The 20,463-nt window shown below is 65.2% G+C and carries 20 protein-coding genes and 1 tRNA gene; 14 read left to right on the forward strand and 7 right to left on the reverse strand.

The features are described from left to right. Positions 1-69: 69 nt before the first annotated feature. Positions 70-144 (reverse strand) — tRNA-Gly (locus LRX75_RS04765). Between the two features lie 332 nt (positions 145-476). On the opposite strand from LRX75_RS04765, the gene LRX75_RS04770 reads away from it, so the two are divergent. The 4 genes from LRX75_RS04770 (at position 477) to LRX75_RS04785 (ending at position 3,096) form a co-directional block, all read left to right on the forward strand. Continuing rightward, on the forward strand, positions 477-986 hold the full coding sequence (locus LRX75_RS04770; protein ID WP_231812341.1) for a prolyl-tRNA synthetase associated domain-containing protein: 510 nt from the start codon (positions 477-479) through the stop codon (positions 984-986). An 85-nt stretch (positions 987-1,071) separates the two neighbouring features. Beyond that, positions 1,072-2,070, forward strand: coding sequence for a thioredoxin (gene trxA / locus LRX75_RS04775; protein WP_231812343.1), 999 nt, complete (start codon positions 1,072-1,074; stop codon positions 2,068-2,070). 163 nt (positions 2,071-2,233) lie between these two features. Next, a complete protein-coding gene (locus LRX75_RS04780) occupies positions 2,234-2,899 on the forward strand; it encodes an LON peptidase substrate-binding domain-containing protein (protein WP_113149782.1) in 666 nt (221 codons plus the stop codon). Positions 2,900-2,907: 8 nt separating this feature from the next. Continuing rightward, complete coding sequence (locus LRX75_RS04785) at positions 2,908-3,096, forward strand: Trm112 family protein (RefSeq protein ID WP_231812345.1); 189 nt, start codon at positions 2,908-2,910, stop codon at positions 3,094-3,096. 40 nt (positions 3,097-3,136) lie between these two features. On the opposite strand, the gene LRX75_RS04790 is transcribed toward LRX75_RS04785, so the two are convergent. Next, on the reverse strand, positions 3,137-4,438 hold the full coding sequence (locus LRX75_RS04790) for a ubiquinone biosynthesis hydroxylase (RefSeq protein ID WP_420851154.1): 1,302 nt from the start codon (positions 4,436-4,438) through the stop codon (positions 3,137-3,139). Between LRX75_RS04790 and tesB the strand changes: the two genes are divergently transcribed. From tesB to LRX75_RS04825, 7 genes are all read left to right on the forward strand, one after another. Continuing rightward, positions 4,427-5,326 carry an acyl-CoA thioesterase II gene (tesB, locus tag LRX75_RS04795; protein ID WP_231812347.1) on the forward strand — a complete coding sequence of 300 codons (900 nt, stop codon included), beginning with the start codon at positions 4,427-4,429 and terminating at the stop codon, positions 5,324-5,326. The genes LRX75_RS04790 and tesB overlap by 12 nt on opposite strands. 225 nt (positions 5,327-5,551) lie before the next feature. Beyond that, positions 5,552-5,902, forward strand: coding sequence for a P-II family nitrogen regulator (locus tag LRX75_RS04800; RefSeq protein WP_018328583.1), 351 nt, complete (start codon positions 5,552-5,554; stop codon positions 5,900-5,902). Between the two features lie 30 nt (positions 5,903-5,932). Continuing rightward, positions 5,933-7,300: an ammonium transporter gene (locus LRX75_RS04805; RefSeq protein ID WP_231812348.1), complete on the forward strand. Its 1,368-nt coding sequence runs from the start codon at positions 5,933-5,935 to the stop codon at positions 7,298-7,300. Between the two features lie 253 nt (positions 7,301-7,553). Further along, positions 7,554-7,886 (forward strand): hypothetical protein, encoded by a 333-nt coding sequence (locus tag LRX75_RS04810; RefSeq protein WP_231812349.1) that lies wholly within the window; start codon positions 7,554-7,556, stop codon positions 7,884-7,886. 176 nt (positions 7,887-8,062) lie between these two features. Next, positions 8,063-10,687, forward strand: a complete 2,625-nt coding sequence (locus tag LRX75_RS04815; RefSeq protein WP_231812350.1) for an FtsK/SpoIIIE family DNA translocase — start codon at positions 8,063-8,065, stop codon at positions 10,685-10,687. Positions 10,688-10,822: 135 nt separating this feature from the next. Then, complete coding sequence (locus tag LRX75_RS04820; RefSeq protein WP_113149776.1) at positions 10,823-11,485, forward strand: outer membrane lipoprotein carrier protein LolA; 663 nt, start codon at positions 10,823-10,825, stop codon at positions 11,483-11,485. A 112-nt stretch (positions 11,486-11,597) separates the two neighbouring features. Next, positions 11,598-12,404 (forward strand): exodeoxyribonuclease III, encoded by an 807-nt coding sequence (locus LRX75_RS04825; RefSeq protein WP_231812351.1) that lies wholly within the window; start codon positions 11,598-11,600, stop codon positions 12,402-12,404. A gap of 6 nt (positions 12,405-12,410) precedes the next feature. Here the strand turns inward: LRX75_RS04825 and LRX75_RS04830 are convergent, their stop codons facing one another. After that, positions 12,411-12,866, reverse strand: a complete 456-nt coding sequence (locus LRX75_RS04830; RefSeq protein WP_231812352.1) for a cyclic nucleotide-binding domain-containing protein — start codon at positions 12,864-12,866, stop codon at positions 12,411-12,413. Between the two features lie 54 nt (positions 12,867-12,920). Continuing rightward, entirely contained in the window at positions 12,921-13,604 is a 684-nt protein-coding gene (locus LRX75_RS04835; protein ID WP_113149773.1) for a response regulator transcription factor, read from the reverse strand. Positions 13,605-13,879: 275 nt separating this feature from the next. Here LRX75_RS04835 and LRX75_RS04840 point away from each other — a divergent pair, with 275 nt between their 5' ends. Then, positions 13,880-14,431, forward strand: a complete 552-nt coding sequence (locus LRX75_RS04840) for a L,D-transpeptidase family protein (RefSeq protein WP_231812354.1) — start codon at positions 13,880-13,882, stop codon at positions 14,429-14,431. Here LRX75_RS04840 and LRX75_RS04845 read toward each other — a convergent pair whose 3' ends face one another. After that, a complete protein-coding gene (locus LRX75_RS04845; RefSeq protein WP_231812356.1) occupies positions 14,432-15,256 on the reverse strand; it encodes a MerR family transcriptional regulator in 825 nt (274 codons plus the stop codon). A gap of 125 nt (positions 15,257-15,381) precedes the next feature. Between LRX75_RS04845 and LRX75_RS04850 the strand changes: the two genes are divergently transcribed. Together LRX75_RS04850 and LRX75_RS04855 are read left to right on the forward strand one after the other, a co-directional pair. Then, positions 15,382-16,662: a 4-aminobutyrate--2-oxoglutarate transaminase gene (locus LRX75_RS04850; RefSeq protein WP_231812358.1), complete on the forward strand. Its 1,281-nt coding sequence runs from the start codon at positions 15,382-15,384 to the stop codon at positions 16,660-16,662. Between the two features lie 2 nt (positions 16,663-16,664). Continuing rightward, positions 16,665-18,146, forward strand: a complete 1,482-nt coding sequence (locus LRX75_RS04855) for an NAD-dependent succinate-semialdehyde dehydrogenase (protein ID WP_231812360.1) — start codon at positions 16,665-16,667, stop codon at positions 18,144-18,146. A 97-nt stretch (positions 18,147-18,243) separates the two neighbouring features. Here the strand turns inward: LRX75_RS04855 and lpdA are convergent, their stop codons facing one another. After that, positions 18,244-19,647, reverse strand: a complete 1,404-nt coding sequence (gene lpdA, locus LRX75_RS04860) for a dihydrolipoyl dehydrogenase (protein ID WP_231812362.1) — start codon at positions 19,645-19,647, stop codon at positions 18,244-18,246. A gap of 101 nt (positions 19,648-19,748) precedes the next feature. Next, on the reverse strand, positions 19,749-20,399 hold the full coding sequence (locus tag LRX75_RS04865; RefSeq protein WP_231812488.1) for a LysE family translocator: 651 nt from the start codon (positions 20,397-20,399) through the stop codon (positions 19,749-19,751). Positions 20,400-20,463 lie beyond the last annotated feature (64 nt).

Raw genomic sequence — 20,463 nt, forward strand, 5'->3', positions numbered from 1 at the left:
GCCGCGCACCACGGACCCGAAGGGAGTTGACAGCCGTCAACTTTTAAGAATGTCTTTATTAGGAAAGAATGGAGCGGGTGAAGCGATTCGAACGCTCGACCCCAACCTTGGCAAGGTTGTGCTCTACCCCTGAGCTACACCCGCTCATCAACCAAGGTCCGGGGGTAGTCGGTGGACCGTGGCGTCGCCGTTTTCGTTGGCGACGGGCGCTATATCGCTCAGCCGATTTGGAAATGCAACAGGGAAATGACGGGCGGGGAGAAAATTTGCGGAAATTTCTTTTAAGACATTGAATTATCTTATCTTTGTTGTTCGGTTTTTTGGCTTGTGCAAGGGGTTGGGTCGGCGGTGTCGCGTGCCCGCGATCCCGATGACCGGTCGCGCCGCGCTTTGGGGACGGTTGCTGTCGTCTCTGCGATTGCGTCGCGGGCTCGCGCTTCGTACCTAGGTCGGACGCAGAGACAGGAGCCCAAGACATGACGGACGTGCAGCCGAAGACGGCAGAGGATCTTTTCCGCTTTCTCGACGATCTCGGGATCGCCCACCGGACGACGCGGCATGCGCCGGTGTTCACCGTGGCCGAATCGGTGTCGCTGCGCGACGAGATCCCCGGCGGGCATACGAAGAACCTGTTCGTGAAGGACAAGAAGGACAATTACTTCCTCCTGACGGTGGAGGAGCATGCAACGGTCGATCTGAAGACGGTGCACACGCTGATCGGTGCGGCGAGCAAGGTCTCCTTCGGCAAGCCGGAGAAGCTGATGGACTATCTGGGCGTCATTCCCGGTGCCGTGACCGCGCTCGGCGTCATCAACGATCACGGTCAGGCCGTGACGCTGGTGCTGGATGCCGACCTGATGCGCGAGGAGATCGTCAACTGCCATCCGCTCTCGAACGACGCTACGACATCGCTCGCATCCAAGGACCTGATCCGCTTTGCCGAGGCGACCGGGCATGTGCCGCTTGTCTTGAAAGTCACGGCCTGACATACGATCTTTGAGGGCGACGACCGGAGCGCATCCGGTAAAGACGAGGATCGGGGCTGCGCATGGTCCCCGCAAGGAGCATTCGATGAGCGGCAACAATCCCTATTCCGGTTCCTACGGCAGCCAGATGAGCGCGACGGCCACCTATGGCGGCGCGCCGGCGGCGCTGTCGCCAGCCCCGGCCGCTGCGGCGCCCGCGGCAGGCGGAGCACTGATCTCCGACACGACCACGGCCACCTTTGCCCGCGACGTGCTGGAAGCCTCGCGCGACCTGCCGGTGCTGGTCGATTTCTGGGCGCCCTGGTGCGGCCCCTGCAAGCAGCTGACGCCGATCATCGAGAAAGTGGTGACGGAGGCGGGCGGGCGCGTGAAGCTCGTGAAGATGAACATCGACGATCACCCCTCGATCGCCGGCCAGCTCGGCATCCAGTCCATTCCCGCCGTGGTCGCCTTCGTCGGCGGTCGTCCGGCGGACGGGTTCATGGGCGCCGTGCCGGAAAGCCAGATCCGCGCCTTCATCGAAAAGATCGCCGGCCCCATGGTCGACGATCAGGCAGCCGAGATCGAGGCGGCGCTGGCCGAGGCGAAGCAGCTGCTCGACGCCGGCGACCTGCAGACTGCCGGCGGCATCTTCGCTTCCGTGCTTCAGGTCGAGCCGGAAAGCCTGCCGGCGCGCGCGGGGCTTGCCGAGGTGATGATCGCGTCCGACGCGCTCGATCAGGCGCGCGAGATCCTGTCGGAGCTGTCCGACGAGCAGAAAGCCGAACCGCAGGTCTCCGCCCTGCTCAAGCGGCTCGACCAGATCGACGAAGCGCGCAAGCTCGGCGATCCCAAGGCGCTCGAAGCCGCGCTTCTCGCCGATCCCGACGACCACGCCGCCCGGTTGAACCTTGCCAAGATCCGCAATGTGGAGGGCGACCGCCAGGCGGCGGCCGATCACCTTCTGACGATCATGCGGCGCGACCGCACGTTCGAGGACGACGGAGCCCGCCGGGCGCTGGTCGCCTTCTTCGAGGTCTGGGGGCCTGCCGATCCGGCGACGCTGTCTGCGCGCCGCAAGATGTCGGCCATCCTGTTCGCGTGAACTTTTCCGCGCCGGAGCCGTTTCCTCCGGTTCGACATGCCGCATCCCCATCGCCATGATTCCCGCTTGAGATTTCGGCCGAGCGCACCATGTCATCCCATAATGCGAGGCGGACGGGCCGATGATCGGTCCGTTGCCCGAGATACGGCGGAGTTTGCCTGAGATGCAGGTCGGAAATGCACGTTACCTGAAGCCGAAGGATATTCCGGACGTCATTCCGGTGTTTCCGCTGACCGGCGTTCTGTTGCTGCCGGGCTCGCAGCTGCCGCTCAACATCTTCGAGCCGCGCTATCTCGCCATGTTCGACGATGCGCTCTGCGGCAACCGCCTGATCGGCATGGTCCAGCCCTCGCTGACCGACCATCGCGAGGACAGTCAGGCGCTGTGTCAGGTCGGTTGCGTCGGCCGCATCACGTCGTTCGCCGAAATGGAGGACGGGCGCTACATCACCTCGCTGACCGGCATCTGCCGCTTTCGCCTGTTCGACGAGATGCACCCGGTCAAGGGGTATCGTACCTTCAAGATCACGCCCTTTGCCGGCGATCTCTCGGAATCCGAGGACGAGGCGCAGGTGGACCGCGAGGCGCTGCTCGCCGCCTTCAAGGCCTATCTCGACACCAACAAGCTGGAAGCCGACTGGGAAAGCGTGGAGCGCGCCGGCAACACGACGCTGGTCAACTCCATGGCGATGATGCTGCCCTACGGTCCGGCCGAAAAGCAGGCGCTGCTGGAGGCGCCGGACCTGAAGACGCGTGCCGATACGCTGATCGCGATCACCGAGATCGTGCTGGCCAAGACCTTCGGCGACATCGAAACCATGCTGCAGTAGGTTTTGCAATGGACGAGAGGACCCGCCGCGTCGATCCCAAGCTGCTCGAGCTTCTCGTCTGCCCGCTCACCAAGGGGCGGCTGAGCTACCGCGCGGCGGAGAACGAACTCGTCTCGGAAAAGGCGCGGCTCGCCTATCCCATCCGCGACGGCATTCCCATCATGCTGATGTCCGAGGCCCGCAAGATCGACGACTGAGGGTCTCGCTCTTGTCGGCGCGACATCCCGGGCCGGTCGTTCAGATCGCCTTGCCCGTCAGCAGCTTCGGATCGCTGCCGGCGGCCGTGCCCGCCTGGCGGATGAAGAAGGACTTGAGGGGGGTCAGGCGATCCACGAGGCCGAGCCCGACATCGCGCAGCACGCGCACGGGCATGATGTCGTTGGAAAACAGCCGGTTCAGCACGTCCGTCGTCACGCCCATGCGCACCGTGTCGAAGCGGCGCCAGGTCTGGTAGCGCTCGAGGACGGCGAGCGAGCCGATGTCGAGGCCGAGGCGATCGGCATCCACGATGGTTTCGGCCAGTGCCGCCACATCCTTGAAGCCGAGATTGAGGCCCTGCCCGGAAATGGGGTGGATGCCATGGGCCGAGTCGCCGGCGAGCGCGAAGCGGTTGGCGACGAAGGCGCGGGCCAGCGTCAGCCCGAGCGGGAAGGCGCGGCGGCCGCCGACCACCTTCAAAGTGCCGAGCTTGTGGCCGAAGCGGCGTTCGAGCTCGGCCTCGAAGACGAGGTCGTCGCTGGCGATCAGGCGGTCGGCATCCTCCGTCCGCTCGGTCCAGACGAGCGACGAGCGATTGCCTTTCAGGGGGAGCGTGGCGAAGGGACCGGCCGGGAGGAAATGCTCTTCGGCCGTGCCGTCATGCGGGCGCTCGTGCTCGACCGTGGTGACGATGCCGGACTGGGCATAGTCGAAATTCACCGTCTTGATGCCGGCCGCGTCGCGCAGCCTGGAGCGCACGCCATCGCAGGCGACCAGCAGGCGGGCCTCGATCTCGCCGCCATCGGCCAGCATCAGCCGAACGGCGTGATCGTCGGCGGTAAAGCCGCGCGCGGTCGTGGAGGCGCGGATGTCGATGCCGAGGCTTGCCGCCTTGTCGCGCAGCGCACCCACGAGCGCGACGTTCGGGACCATGTGCGCGAAGGGACGCTCCGCATCCGCGTCGCCCTCGAAGGTGAGGAAGACGGGGCGGACGGGATCGGCGGTCTTGGAATCGGTGATGACCATGCGGCGGATCGGCTCGGCCTCCGGCGCGATCGTTTGCCAGATGCCCATGACGTCGAGCATGGCGGACGCGGCGGCGGCGATGGCGGAGGCCCGCTCGTCGCCGCGCCAGGCACCCTCCGGCGCGCCGTCGATCAGCGTGACGGACAGATGCGGCGCCGCCGTCTTGACCGCGACCGCCAGCGAGAGCCCGACATATCCGCCGCCTGCCACCAATAGATCGATCATCCGTCCCGTCCTTCGCTCTTGTGCTTCAGCGCTATATAGATCATCGACGTCATGCTTCCTACCGCCGGAGACCGCGCAATGTCCAATGATGCCCCGTCCGAAACCGCCCTCGCCACGACCGCCATGGACGTGCTCCTCCAGACGCTCGATCTGGAGACGCTGGAGGAAAACCTCTTCCGCGGCGTGTCGCCGCAGGTCGGCTGGCAGCGGGTGTTCGGCGGGCAGGTGATCGGGCAGGCGCTGGTGGCCGCGCAGCGCACGGTGACCGCGGACCGTCTCGTGCATTCGCTCCACGCCTATTTCATGCGGCCGGGCGACCCCACCGTGCCGATCATCTACGAGGTCGACCGGATCCGCGACGGCGGCAGCTTCACCACCCGGCGCGTGGTGGCGATCCAGCATGGCGCAGCGATCTTCGCGCTGTCGGCCTCCTTCCAGGTGGAGGAAGAAGGGCTGGAACACCAGGTGGCGCCGCCGGCGGTGCCGCAGCCGGAAGAGCTGATGGGCGAAGCGGAGATGAAGGCGATGTTTCTGGCGAACGCGCCGGAGGCGATCCGGCGCTACTGGGAGCAGCCGCGGCCGATCGAGATCCGTCCGGTGTCGCTGACGCACTACTTCTCGCGCGAGCAGCAGGAGCCGGTCCAGCACGTCTGGGTCAAGGCGACGGGCGCGGTGCCGGACGACCGGCCGCTGCAGGCGGCGGTGCTTGCCTATCTCTCCGACATGACGCTGCTCGACACCTCGCTGCGCGCCCATGGCACCTCGATCTTCGACCGCAGCATGCAGGTGGCGAGCCTCGACCACGCCATGTGGTTCCATCGCCCGGCCAAGCTCGACGACTGGCTGCTCTATACGCAGGACAGCCCCAGCACGAGCGGCGCGCGCGGCATGAACCGCGGCAGCCTGTTCGATCGCGCCGGAAACCTGATCGCGTCCGTCGCTCAGGAAGGACTGATTCGGAAAAAGGCAAATGACTAAGTCTTCAGCAAATTTTTAAATTTGCACAATTTTTAGCCTGAAAATCTGGCCAATATTTAACATTTCACCGACGGCCCATCGGTGAATGCGGTGATTTCGTGTCTTTTCATCTATTTTTCGCCCTGACGCGGAACTGGCACGCGCCTTGAATAGAACTGAGCGGTCGTTGGGGAAACAAGGCTCATCGGCATGCAAAGACGGCACGTGAGCCGCAGATGAACAAGGATGGGAAACCAGATGAAAATTGTGATGGCCATTATCAAGCCGTTCAAGCTCGATGAGGTTCGTGAAGCGCTCACCGCCGTCGGAATCCAGGGCCTGACCGTGACCGAAGTGAAGGGCTACGGCCGCCAGAAGGGGCATACCGAAATCTACCGCGGCACCGAATATGCCGTCAGCTTCCTGCCGAAGCTCAAGATCGAAATCGCCGTCGCTTCCGAGATCGTGGACAAGGCCGTCGAAGCGATCGCGTCTTCCGCCAAGACCGGCCAGATCGGCGACGGCAAGATCTTCGTCTACTCCATTGACCATGCGGTGCGCATTCGTACCGGCGAAACCGATTCAGAAGCGCTGTAAGCCACGGCTGTTAGAGGGAGCTTTCTTCACATGACATCTCACACATTCTCGACAACCCTCGGACGCTTCGGCGCCGCAACGGCCGCCTTCCTGGCGCCGGTTGTCGCATTTGCCCAGGACACCGCGGCGCCGGCCGTTGCCGAAACGGCAGCCGCCCTGCCGGTTCCGGACAAGGGCGACACCGCCTTCATGTTCGTCTCGACCATTCTGGTTCTCTTCATGCTCATCCCCGGCCTCGCCCTGTTCTACGGCGGCCTGGTGCGCACGAAAAACATGCTGTCGGTTCTCATGCAGTGCACCGTCATCGGCGCCACCGTGATGCTGATCTGGGTCACCTACGGCTACTCCTTCGCCTTCGGCGGATCCGAGAGCGCCTACTGGGGCGGTACCGCCAAGATGTTCCTGTCCGGCGTGACCAAGGATTCCACGGCGGCAACCTTCTCCGCCGGCGTCGTCATTCCCGAATATATCTTCGTGGTCTTCCAGATGACGTTCGCGGCGATCACGCCCGCCCTCATCGTCGGCGCCTTTGCCGAACGCATCAAGTTCTCGGCCTCCGTCCTGTTCTGCGCCCTCTGGGTCACGTTCGTGTACTTCCCGGTCGCGCACATGGTGTGGGATGCCAACGGCCTTCTCTTCAAGATGGGCGCGCTTGACTTCGCAGGCGGCACGGTCGTTCACATCAATGCCGGTATCGCCGGTCTCCTCGGCGCCCTGATGGTCGGCAAGCGCACCGGCTTCGGCAAGGACATGATGGCCCCGCATTCGATGACGCTGACGATGGTCGGTGCCTCCATGCTCTGGGTCGGCTGGTTCGGCTTCAACGCCGGCTCCAACCTCGAAGCCTCCGGCGGCGCGATGCTCGCAACGGTCAACACCTTCGTCGCGACGGCCGCTGCCATCGTCTCCTGGTCGATCGTGGAAACCTTCAACCGCGGCAAGGCCTCCATGCTCGGCGGCGCTTCGGGCATGGTTGCCGGCCTCGTCGCCGTCACCCCGGCCGCCGGCATCGTCGGCCCCATGGGCGCGATCGTTCTCGGCCTCATCGTCTCGCCGCTCTGCTACTTCTTCGTCTCGGTCGTGAAGAACAAGTTCGGCTACGACGACACGGCTGACGTCTTCGGCGTCCACTGCGTCGGCGGCATCTTCGGCGCCATCGCAACGGGCGTCTTCGCCAGCGCCTCGCTGGGCGGCATCGGCTATGCCGAAGGCGTCACGATGGGCGCGCAGGTCTTCACCCAGATCAAGGCCGTCGGCATCACCATCATCTGGTGCGGCATCGGTTCGGCGATCCTCTACAAACTCGTCGACGTCATCGTCGGCCTGCGTGTTCCGGTCGAAGCCGAGCGCGAAGGTCTCGACCTCGCAAGCCACGGCGAAGCGGCCTACCACTCGTAAGCGCTTTCGCAGGAGACCGGCCGAAAGCCGGTCTTCCCCGCGCCCGCGGGCGCATGATCGTCAAACCCGGCAGTCACCTGCCGGGTTTTTGCGTTCCGGCGCGCCTCTTGTCGGCCTGTCGCCTGCCTGTGTCGCCTGCCTGTCTCATTTCCCGACCCTTTGGTGCCGGTGATTTTTCAGGCGCCCTGCAGGTTGCCGATTGACTCCGCGCGAAAAAATTTTCAACTTTCGGTTTCCCTCATTGGAGACCATCATGGCCACTGCGATCCGCTTGCAACATCCCGGTACCGGCATGACGAAGATCGGATATTACGGCTTCAGCTGGACCAGTCTCTTCTTCGGCGGCATCCCGGCGCTGCTGCGGGGGGATGTAGGGCTCGGCCTCGGCATGATCGTCGTGGGCATGATCGCCGGCTTCATCGGGGTCGGTCTCGGCTGGTTCATCGTCGGCATCATCTGGGCCTTCATCTACAACAAGATCCACACGACGCGGCTCTTGGAGGCCGGCTACAAGCTGGCGGATGCGCCGGAGCGGGTGCGCGATGCCCAGCGGGCGCTCGGCGTTGGCGACCAGGGCGTTCTGTAGCCTCAATACGGCTCGTGCGTCGATTTTTGCCCGCCCACGCCGTCCGGGCGGGCATGGTTAATGGAGCTTTAACCCTCCTCTGCCTACCCTGCGGGCCGGAGCGCCTCTTCGTTCAGACGATGGGGGCGTTCGGCACGATCACGGCGCTTCAGGCGATCAGGACAGGCAGATTATCCATGGCAAGAAGCAATCAGGCGGCATTCGACACCCGGTCCGACAGGTTCGTGCTGTCGGCCTTCGTGTGGCGCCAGTCGGTGGCGCTGGCCGGTTACGCGCTGTTCGCGCTGCTGATGGCGGCGGTCGCCGCCCTGTCCACCTGGAACGTGGCGGATCCGAGCTTCTCCTATGCCACGGCCAACCCGCCGACCAATATTCTCGGCACGGGCGGCGCGGCCTTTGCCGACGGGATGATGCAGTTCTTCGGGATCGGCAGCGTCGTGGCGCTGCTGCCCGTGCTGGCTTGGGCGCTGGTCCTTATCGGCAACAAGCCGTTCGACAAGGTCATCAAGCGCGGCGTCTCGTGGTTCGTCGGCTCGGTTCTTGCCGCAGCCGCGCTGTCCTGCGTGCCGGCACCGGTCACCTGGCCTCTGCCCAACGGCCTGGGCGGCGTCTTCGGCGACATGATCCTGCGCCTGCCGGCGCTGATCACCGGGGAGTATCCGACCGGCAATTTCGCCACCGTGCTCGGCGCGATCATCGCCATTCCTGCCACCGTCTTCCTCGTCTATGCCGCCGGTCTCTTCGGCGTGGCCGATCCGGACGAGGAGGAGGCGCCGGTCGTGACGCCGAGCAAGGCGAAGACCGTGCGCGAGGAGATCGAGGACGACGAGGCGGGTGGCGGGTTCGTCATGTTCCTCGCCGGCGCCGTCACGCATATGCGCTACACGACGCAGGCCCGTTTCCGCCGCCTCTTCGGTCTCGCCCGCCGCAAGCCGGCACCCGAGCGCGATTTCGACGAGCCTTACGATTTCAACGACGACGAGTTCGGCACGCTGAACGAGCCGGTGCGGCGCAAGTCGGCCGTGCGGGTCGAGCCGTCCCTCGACGGTCCGGCCACCCCGCGCCGCGATCCCGGTTTCGACCTGGACGATGCCGATGACGCGGACGATGCGGACGACATGCTGCCGTCGGGTCTTCTCTCCGGCGATGACGACATGCCGATCGCTCCGGCCGCCCGTCGCGCGCCCGTCGCCGGCCGCGTCGTTGCCGCACAGCCGCGGCCGCGCGCCCCGGAAGCCGCCTTCGAGCGGCAGGCTCCTGGCGACGGCACCTTCACCCTGCCGCCGCTCGCGTTCCTCAGCGAACCGAAGAACGTCGTGCGCGACGCGACGCTCTCGGCGGATGCGCTGGAGCAGAACGCCCGCATGCTGGAAGGCGTGCTCGAGGATTTCGGCGTCAAGGGCGAGATCATTCATGTCCGTCCCGGCCCCGTCGTCACGCTCTACGAACTGGAACCGGCACCGGGCATCAAGTCTTCCCGCGTCATCGGCCTTGCCGACGATATCGCCCGCTCGATGAGCGCGATCGCCGCCCGTGTCGCCGTCGTGCCCGGCCGCAATGCCATCGGCATCGAACTGCCGAACCAGCGCCGCGAGACGGTCTATCTGCGCGAACTGATCGGCTCCCGGGATTTCGAAGGCAGCAAGGCGAAGCTCGCCATGGCGCTCGGCAAGACGATCGGCGGCGAACCCGTCATCACCGATATCGCCAAGATGCCGCATCTGCTCGTGGCCGGCACCACCGGCTCGGGCAAGTCGGTCGCGATCAACACGATGATCCTGTCGATCCTCTACCGCATGACGCCGGACCAGTGCCGGCTGATCATGATCGATCCGAAGATGCTCGAACTCTCCGTCTATGACGGTATCCCGCATCTGCTCTCGCCCGTGGTGACCGATCCGAAGAAGGCGGTCGTGGCGCTGAAGTGGACGGTGCGCGAGATGGAAGAGCGCTACAAGAAGATGTCGAAGATCGGCGTGCGCAACATCGACGGCTTCAACTCCCGCGTCGAGCAGGCGCTGGAGAAGGGCGAGGCGATCAGCCGCACGGTGCAGACCGGGTTCGACCGCCAGACCGGCGAAGCGACCTACGAGACGGAAGAGTTCGACCTGCAGCCGATGCCCTATATCGTCGTGATCATCGACGAAATGGCCGACCTGATGATGGTGGCCGGCAAGGACATCGAGGGTGCCGTGCAGCGGCTCGCGCAGATGGCCCGTGCCGCCGGCATCCATGTCATCATGGCGACGCAGCGTCCGTCCGTCGACGTCATCACCGGTACGATCAAGGCGAACTTCCCCACCCGCATCTCCTTCCAGGTGACGTCGAAGATCGACAGCCGCACCATTCTGGGCGAGCAGGGCGCCGAACAGCTGCTGGGGCAGGGCGACATGCTCTACATGGCCGGCGGCGGGCGCATCCAGCGCGTTCACGGGCCCTTCGTGTCGGACAACGAGGTCGAGCAGATCGTCTCCTACCTGAAGACGCAAGGAGCGCCGGATTATCTCGATGCGATCACCGAGGACGATGGCGAAGACGACGGCGAGGGCGGCAATGGCGGCGGGCCGGCCGGCACCGGCAATCTGTCGGAGTCCGACGACCCCTACGATCAGGCCGTGGCGATCGTCCTGCGCGACGGCAAGGCCTCGACCTCCTATGTCCAGCGCCGCCTCGGCATCGGCTACAACCGTGCGGCCTCGCTGATCGAGCGCATGGAGAAGGAAGGCATCATCGGCGCTGCCAACCATGCCGGCAAGCGCGAAATCCTCGTGCCGACGGAAGACGAGATCAGCGGACGCTGAGGGCGTTCTGTGGTCCGACCAGCAGAGCGTGGTCTTGTCCTGCGCGGTCTTGCCCGTTGAGGTCTTGCCCGTTGAGGTCTTGAAGGTGCCGCAGTTGCGCGCCACATCACGCAGAGATTGAACAGGAGTTTCCCCATGACAGAGACACGAACGACCGACAGGACGGGACAGACGGATCGGTCGCTCCTGTCGCGGCGCAGCTTCGTGGCCGGCGTGGCGGTTTTCGGCGTGCTGGCGACCCTCGGGCTGCCGCTCGACCCGGCCGCGGCGCAATCGACCGCGACGGCGCAGAAGATCGCCGATCATTTCGCCTCCGTGAAGACGATGAGCGGCGAGTTCGTCCAGTTCGGCCCGCGCGGCGAGCAGACGGGCGGAAAGTTCTTCATCAGCCGGCCCGGCCGCATCCGCTTCAACTACGAGGCGCCGTCGCCGATGCGCGTCATTGCCGACGGCAAGTCGGTGGTCATCGGCAACCAGAAGCTCAAGACCTGGGATCTCTATCCCCTGTCGAAGACGCCGCTGAACCTGCTTCTGTCCAATTCCATCGACCTTTCGGGCAAGACGGTGCGCGACGTGAAGGAAGAGACGGACCTGATCACCATCGTGCTCGGCGACCGCTCGATCTTCGGCGACAGCACCATCACCATGATGTTCGATCCGAAGACCTACGACCTTCGCCAGTGGACGATCACCGATCCGCAGAAGAAGGATACGTCCGTGATGATCTTCAATGTGAAGACCGGCATGCCGATGGACGATGCCGTCTTCCGCATTCCCTATGACGAGATCCGCAAATAGGGCTCCGCCGTCGCGCTTGTCGTCTGTGCGCAAAATGGATTAAAGGTCCCGCATGGGGCTGGCTCAAGGTCCCGTCCCCGCGGGACCTTTTTTGCATTCCGGAAGGCACATCATGACATTGTCGATCGCAACCTGGAACATCAATTCCGTTCGTCTGCGCATGCCGCTGGTGTCGGATTTCCTCGTGCGGTTCCAGCCCGACATTCTCTGCCTGCAGGAAACCAAGTGCCCGAACGATCTCTTCCCGGTGAAGGCCTTCGAGGCGCTCGGCTATGGCCATATGGCCATGCACGGGCAGAAGGGCTATCACGGCGTCGCCACGCTCTCGCGGCTGCCGCTGACCGAGCTGGTGGACCGGCGCGACTATTGCGGCGTCGGCGATGCACGGCATCTCTCGGTCGTCTTCTCGCACGGGTCCAAGCGCATCCGCCTGCACAATTTCTATGTGCCGGCGGGGGGTGACGAGCCGGACCGGACCATCAACACGAAATTCGGCCACAAGCTCGATTTCCTCGAGGAGATGAAGCTGCTGCACGCCGAAGCCGAGGCCGGCGTGTCCTCGATTCTCGTCGGCGATCTCAATGTGGCGCCGCTCGAACACGACGTCTGGTCGCACAAGCAGCTCCTGAAGATCGTCAGCCATACGCCGGTGGAGACGGAAGGCCTGACCGCGATCATGACGGGCGGCGCCTGGGTGGACCTGATGCGCCAGCACACGCCCTCGCCGGAAAAGCTCTATACCTGGTGGAGCTACCGCGCCAAGGACTGGGAAGCGGCCGACCGCGGCCGCCGCCTCGACCACATCTGGTCGTCCGCCGATCTCGCCACGGCTCTGCGGCAGGTCGATATCGTCAAGGAAGCGCGCGGATGGGAACGCCCGTCCGACCATGTGCCGGTGATCGCGACCTTCGACCTCTGAGGGCCTTCAGAGGAAGCGCGGGGCGAGATTGCCGACGCGGCGGATCATGGCGTGAAGGTTGTCGCGGATGCGCGTGTCGACGAGGGCGGCAACGTCGGGATATTCTTCCAGCATGCGGTGAAACAGCGGGCGGGTGATGCGGATGACCTCGGTCTCGACCTCCGCCGTGGCGGTGAACTTGCGTTCCACCAGCGAGATCATGGCGAGTTCGGACAGGAGCGTGCCGCGGCCGACATTGGCGATGGTCTCGGTGCCGCCAGCGGCTGTCGACCGGGTCAGCGCCAGGCGTCCGGCGGCGACCGCATAGGCGCAATCGGCCGGCGCCCCTTCGCGAAACAGCTGCTGGCCGCGCACCAGCCGGCGGCGCTCGGCGCCGAAGGCGACCAAGCGGAGCTTTTCGTCATCGATGTCCGCAAACAGCGGCACGATCGAGAGAAGGGCGATATCGTCGTTCAGCGCCAAGGGGCTCTCCGATCCGTTGCCGCCCGCGCGCGAACGGCCGATCGTCAGCCTTGGTTACGGGACGATCTTGTAGCCGCCATTTTCTGTCACCAAAATCTCGGCATTGGAAGGGTCGCGCTCGATTTTCTGGCGCAGACGATAGACATGGGTTTCCAGCGTGTGCGTGGTGACGCCGGAGTTGTAGCCCCAGACCTCCTCCAAGAGCACGTCGCGCGTCACCACCTTCTGGTCGGCGCGGTAGAGATAGCGGATGATGGCCGCTTCCTTTTCCGTCAGGCGGATCTTCTGACCGTTCTCCAGCGTCAGCAGCTTCTGGCTCGGCTTGAACGTGTAGGGGCCGACGGTGAAGGTGGCATCCTCGCTCTGCTCGTGCTGGCGCAGCTGGGCGCGGATACGGGCGAGCAGGACGGCGAAGCGGAACGGCTTGGTGACGTAGTCGTTGGCGCCAGCTTCCAGCCCGAGGATCGTATCGGAATCCGTGTCGTGGCCGGTGAGCATGATGATCGGCGCCTTGAAACCGCCCTTGCGCAGCAGCTTCACGGCCTCGCGGCCATCCATGTCCGGCAGGCCGACATCCATGATCAGCAGGGAGACCGTGGCGGTGCGCGCCGCCTGGATGCCCTTGCTGGCCGTCGCCTCCTGCAGGATGACGAACTCCTCGTAGAGCGAGAGCTGTTCGACCAGGGTCTGGCGCAACACGTCATCATCGTCGACGAGCAGAATGGTACGGGATGACATGACGGATTTCCTCCTGGGCGTCTGACGTAAATTAGCTCTCGCATCGGACTTGGCAAGCACGCGACACGCAATGGGCGTGCGGTGCCGGCACCAGGCAGGCCGGGGCGGCCCGCGTCATGCCGGAGACGGCAGGTCCGGCGTTGCCCTCGGCGAGAGGTCTGTCGGGCAAAAGCGCTTTTCCGGGAACAGCTTTGCGTCCTTTCGCTGACGGAACCTTGCTAACATGGCATGATGGCACCGCACCATCACGACCCATGCACTTTCCTGTGAGCCTCATGCGCAAGATCCCCAGAGAACCGCGTTCATCCCCCGGCACGATCATCGTGCGGGCAGCGCCGGGGAACCGGTGCCGGGCGCTGGTGTCGTTTGCCGGCCGGACGGAACAGGCGGCGATCGGGCGCGGCGGCATGACGGCGCGCAAGCGCGAAGGCGACGGCGCGACGCCGATTGCGGCCATGCCGCTGATCGACGGCTATGTCAGGGCCGATCGGATCGTGCCGCCGGCCACACGGCTGTCGCTGAAGCGAACGCGGGGCGACATGCTGTGGTGCGATGCGCCGGATCACGCGTGCTACAACCGGCTGGTCGCGGCGCCGTTTGCCGGCCGGCACGAGACGATGATGCGCGCCGACGGGCTCTACGACGTCTGTCTGGTGATGGACTGGAACATGCGCGCGCGCCGCCGCAACGGGGGCTCGGCGATCTTCTTCCATCTCATCCGCCCCGGCTACCAGCCGACGGAAGGCTGCATCGCCGTCAGCCTGCCCGCCATGCGGCGCATCCTCGCCTTCGCGCGCAGGGGAACGGTCGTGAAGGTCCTCGGCTGATCAGAAGGTCGCCGGCGTGTTGATCCAGATCAGCACGGTCTCGGCCTCGTGGAGGTTGCGCCAGGCGTGGTAGCGGGTGCTTTCGAAGGTGAAGCTGTCGCCGGCGGCGAGATCGAAGAACTGGTCGCCATCGAGCACGATCTGCATCCGGCCCTGGAGGACATGCAGAAATTCCTCGCCCTCATGCCGGTAGGCACCCTCGCTGGAGGCGCCGGGGGCCAGCACGAAGCGGTGGCACTCCATCTGGTGCCGGCCTTCGGCCAGCGGCTGGATGGTGACGCCGGAGGCGGTCGCAGGCCACGCGCTCCACTGACCGGCGCGCACGAGCGACTGCCGGTGCTCCCCGCCTTCCTGACCGGAAAGCGCCGCCAGCGTCGTGCCGAAGCAGGCCGCCAGCGCGTGGAGCGCCGGCAGGGACAGGCCCTGCGATATCCGCTCGAAGGAGGAGAGCAGCGACAGGGCGATGCCGGTTTCGTCGGCGACGCTCTGCAGCGTGCGGCCGGCCTGGCGGCGGATGTGGCGGATCTTCGGGCCGATGGCGCGGGAAGCATCCGCCTCGACCGGCGCGGTCTCCGTTGCCGCCGCTGGGGCCGTCTCGCCTTCGTCCTTCAGGACCTCACGGATGGCGGCCGGGTTCAGGCCCTTTTCCGTGCGCAGCCAGCCGATGGTCTTCAGCCGGTCCATCAGCGTCTGGTCGAACAGGCGCTGCCCCGTCGCGGATCGCAGGGGCTCGATCAGCCCCTGGCTCTCCCAGAGACGCAGCGTCGAGGCGGACACGCCGGCCATGCGGGCGGCTTCCGTGATCTTGAAGCGAATGTCGTCCATCTGCGTCGCCTGACGTGGTGCGTGGGGCCTCTCTTAGCCCGTGAAATCCGGATTGCAAACTCTACAGAAAAAATATAGGTAATTTTCATGGGCGCGCGGGCGCCCGTTGCCGGAGGAACTGTGCCATGTTGAATCTCGATGTCGCCGAACGGCGCGGCGCTGCCATATCGCGCGGCGTGGGCGTGACCACGCAGGTCTATGCCGAGCGGGCGGAGAACGCCGAAATCTGGGATGTCGAGGGGAATCGCTATATCGACTTCGCCGCCGGTATTGCCGTCGTCAACACCGGGCACCGGCACCCGCGCGTCATCGCCGCCGTCAAGGACCAGATCGATCGCTTCACCCACACCTGCCATCAGGTCGTGCCCTACGAGATTTATGTGCGTCTCGCCGAGCGGCTGAACGCGCTGGTGCCCGGCGATTTCGAGAAGAAGACAGTGTTCGTCACCACCGGTGCCGAGGCGGTCGAGAATGCGGTGAAGATCGCCCGGGCCGCGACGAAACGCTCCGCCGTCATCGCCTTTTCCGGCGGTTTCCATGGCCGGACCTTCATGGGCATGGCGCTGACCGGCAAGGTGGCGCCGTATAAAGCCGGATTCGGCGCGATGATGCCGGATGTCTTCCATGTTCCCTTTCCGGCCGAACTGCACGGCATGACGGTGGAGGCATCGCTCGCCGTGCTCGACCGGCTGTTCAAGGCGGACGTCGATCCCGCCCGGGTCGCGGCCTTCATCATCGAGCCGGTGCAGGGCGAGGGCGGCTTCTACGAGGTGCCGAAGGCGCTGATGATCGCGCTGCGCGAGATCGGCGACCGGCATGGCATCCTGCTGATCGCCGACGAGGTGCAGACCGGCTTTGCCCGCACCGGGCGCATGTTCGCCATGGAGCATTACCCGGTCGTCGCCGATATCACGACCATGGCCAAAGGGCTCGGCGGCGGCTTTCCGATCGCCGCCGTCACCGGCCGCGCCGAGATCATGGACGCACCGGGCCCCGGTGGCCTCGGAGGCACCTATGGCGGCAACCCGATCGGCATCGCGGCGGGCCTTGCCGTGCTCGACGTCATCGCCGACGAGGCCCTTTGCGCCCGGGCCGAACAGCTGGGTGCGCGGTTGAAACAGCGGCTGCAGTCGTTCAAGGACTTCGTGCCTCAGATCGTCGATATCCGGGGGCCGGGCTTCATGAATGCCGTGGAGTTCAACGTGCCGGGCACCGCGACGCCGGATGCCGACTTTACCAACCGGGTCCGGCAGCGGGCGCTGGAGAAGGGGCTGATCCTGCTCACCTGCGGCGTTTATGGAAATGTCATCCGTTTCCTCTCGCCCATCACCATTCAGGATCATATCTTTACCGAAGCGCTCGAGATCCTCGAGGATACGCTGCGCGACTGCGTCAAGGGAGACTGACAATGAGCCTATCACCGGACCTTCTCGCCAAGCTGAAAGACCCGAGCCTTGCCACCGACAAGGCGCTGATCGGCGCCGACTGGGTGGCGGCCGCCGCCGACGGCAAGACCTTCGACGTGCTCGACCCGGCAACCGGTGCCCATGTGGCGACGCTTCCCGACATGGGTCGCACCGAGACGGCGCAGGCCATCGCGGTCGCTCACAAGGCGCAGAAGGCGTGGGCGCGGAAGACCGGCAAGGAGCGGGCGCAGATCCTTCGCCGGCTATACGACCTGCTGGTCACGAACGCCGACGACCTCGCCGTCATTCTGACGACCGAGATGGGCAAGCCGCTGGCCGAGGCGAAGGGCGAGGTGCTCTACGGCGCCTCCTATGTCGAGTGGTTCGGCGAGGAGGCCAAGCGCGTCTATGGCGATACGATCCCCGGCCACCAGCCGGACAAGCGCATCATCGTCGTCAAGCAGCCGATCGGCGTCGTTGCGGCCATCACGCCGTGGAATTTTCCGAATGCGATGCTTGCCCGCAAGGTCGCGCCGGCGCTCGCCGCCGGCTGCGCCATCGTGTCGAAGCCTGCCGCCGAGACGCCGCTGTCGGCCTTGGCGCTGGCAATTCTTGCCGAGCGGGCCGGTCTCCCCGCCGGGCTCTTCAGCGTCATCCTGTCGACCGATTCGGCCTCCGTTGGGCTGGAGATGTGCGAGAGCGACAAGGTGCGCAAGCTGACCTTCACCGGCTCCACCAATGTCGGCAAGATCCTGTTCCGGCAGTCGGCGGGGCAGGTGATGAAGCTCGGGCTCGAGCTCGGGGGCAACGCGCCCTTCATCGTGTTCGAGGATGCCGATCTCGATGCGGCGGTCGAAGGCGCCATGGTGTCGAAATACCGCAACAACGGGCAGACCTGCGTCTGCGCCAACCGTCTCTATGTGCAGGCGAGCGTCTACGACGCCTTTGCCGAAAAGCTGGCCGCCAAGGTGCGCGCGCTGAAGGTCGGCGGCGGTTTCGAGCCGGATGTCAGTGCCGGCCCGCTGATCTCGGAAAAGGCGCTCGCCAAGGTCGAGGATCACATCGCCGATGCGGTCTCCAAGGGGGCCGCCATCGCCGTCGGCGGCGCGCGGGACGCGGCGAAGGGCGACCTGTTTTTCCAGCCGACGATCCTCACCGGCGTCACGCCCGAGATGAAGCTTGCCCGCGAGGAGACCTTCGGCCCCGTCGCGCCGCTCTTCCGCTTCGAGACGGAAGAGGACGTCATCGCCATGGCCAACGACACCGAATTCGGGCTTGCCGCCTATTTCTACGCCCGCGACATTTCCAAGATCTTCCGCGTGGCGGAAGAGCTCGAATACGGCATGGTCGGCATCAACACCGGCCTCATCTCCACCGAAGTCGCCCCCTTCGGCGGCATCAAACAGTCCGGCCAGGGTCGGGAAGGCTCGAAATACGGCATCGAGGACTATATCGAGGTGAAGTATCTCTGCCTGAGTGTGTGAGCGCATCGGACCTTGAAAGCAGAAAGCGGGCGCCTGACAACGCCCGCTTTCTGCATGTCAAAAAGACAGTTTCCGGCCGGAGCCGGACGCCCGTTTCTTACATATGGATTGGCTTGAAGAAGGTTGCCAGCGCGGCTTCCTTGACGGCTTCCGACATGGTGGGGTGGGCGTGGCAGGTGCGGCCGAGGTCTTCCGACGAGCCGCCGAATTCCATGAGGACGGCGATTTCGTGGATCATTTCGCCGGCGCCGAAGCCGATGATGTGGCCGCCGAGAACGCGGTCGGTTTCCTTGTCGGCCAGAATCTTCACGAAGCCGTCGATGGCCTGCATGGCGCGGGCGCGGCCATTGGCGGTGAAGGGGAACTTGCCGACCTTGTAGGCGATGCCGGCGCTCTTCAGCTCTTCCTCGGTCTTGCCGACGGAGGCGACTTCCGGCTGGGTGTAGACGACGCCGGGGATGACGTCGTAGTTCACATGGCCCGCCTGGCCGGCGAGGATTTCGGCGAGTGCCACGCCTTCGTCCTCCGCCTTGTGGGCGAGCATCGGGCCGCGCACGACGTCGCCGATGGCGTAGATGCCCTCGACATTCGTCTTGAAGTGGCCGTCGATCTCGACGCGGCCGCGATTGTCGAGCGCGACGCCGGCTTCCTCGAGGCCGAGACCGGCCGTGTAGGGCTTGCGGCCGGTTGCCACGAGAACGACGTCGGCCGAAATCGTCTGCGGCTCGCCGCCCTTGACGGGCTCGAAGGTCACGGTCGCGCCGTCGCCTTCGCGCGCGACGCCGGTCACCTTGGCGCCGAGGTTGAAGGCGATGCCCTGCTTGGCGAGGATGCGCTGGAACTGCTTGGAGACTTCGCCATCCATGCCGCCGAGAATGGTGTCGAGATATTCGACCACGGTAACCTGCGCGCCGAGGCGGGCCCAGACCGAGCCAAGCTCGAGCCCGATGACGCCGCCGCCAACCACGACCATGGTGCCGGGCACTTTTTCGAGCGCGATGCCGCCGGTGGAGGAGACGATGACGGTCTCGTCGATCTCGACGGGGACGCCCGGAATGCCGGCGACGTCGGAGCCCGTGGCGATGACGATGTTCTTCGTCTCGATCGTCTGTTCTTCGCCCGCTTCGTTGGTGACGACGACCTTGCCAGCGCCCGCAATGCGGCCGGTGCCCTGGATCGCGTCGATCTTGTTCTTCTTGAACAGGAAGGCGACGCCCTCGACGTTCGACTTCACGGTCGCGTCCTTGTGCTCCATCATCTTCGGCAGGTTGAGGCGCGGCGCCTCGACCTCGATGCCGAGGCTGTCCAGATGGCCGGCGGCGTGAAACATTTCGGAGGCGTGCAGCAGGGCCTTGGAGGGAATGCAGCCGATGTTGAGGCAGGTGCCGCCATAGGTCGCACGCTTTTCGACGACGGCCACCTTCAGGCCGAGCTGGGCTGCCTTGATGGCGGCCACATAGCCGCCGGGGCCGGTTCCGATGATAACGACGTCATAAGCCATGGATGATGTCCTTCCGTGCGCAGCCTGTCCCGGCTGCCGATGTTGACCGTGGCGGCCGCTTGGCGGCTGCCGGATTGGGAGGTCGAGAGGTGCCTCTGGGTTCAGGCTGCCTTCTCGGTTGCGAGTTTCAGGCCGAGCGCGATGAAGACCATGCCGCTGGCGCGGTCGATCCAGTGGCTGATGCGGGCAAAGCGGGCGCGCATGGCGGGCGTCGTCATGAACAGGCTGACGGCCACGAACCACAGGATGAGGCAGCTCGCCATGACGAGGCCATAGCCGAACTTGACCGCGACCGGCGTCTGCGTGCTGACCACCGTCGAGAAGATCGACAGGAAAAAGAAGACAGGCTTCGGGTTGAGCGCATTGGCGGCAAAGCCGAGGCCGAAGGCCTTGAACGCGGATTGCGGTCCGCGTGCGGCGGGCTCCGGGGCGGCTGCGGCTGTGGCATCGAGCGTTTCGGCCGGCTTTGCCTTCAGGGCCTTGACGCCGATATAGAGCAGGTAGGCGACGCCGCACCATTTGACGATGTTGAACAGGGTGATCGACTGCGAGATGACGAGGCCGAGACCGAGGATCGTATAGGTGACGTGGACCATCAGCGATGTGCCGACGCCAAAGGAGGTCAGGATCGCCGAGCGGCGTCCGTGCAGGATGGACTGGCGCATGACCATGGCGAGATCGGCGCCCGGCGAGACGATCGCGAAGGCGAAGATCGCCATCAGCGAGGCGAGTTCGAAAAGATAGGGATGCACGGACAGTTCCATCATGCGTCTCCGGCAGGTGCAGGTCTCCATCCCCTTGGGGATGGGCAGAGTG

The organism is Rhizobium quercicola, from assembly GCF_021168455.1.
Lineage (GTDB): Bacteria > Pseudomonadota > Alphaproteobacteria > Rhizobiales > Rhizobiaceae > Ferranicluibacter > Ferranicluibacter quercicola.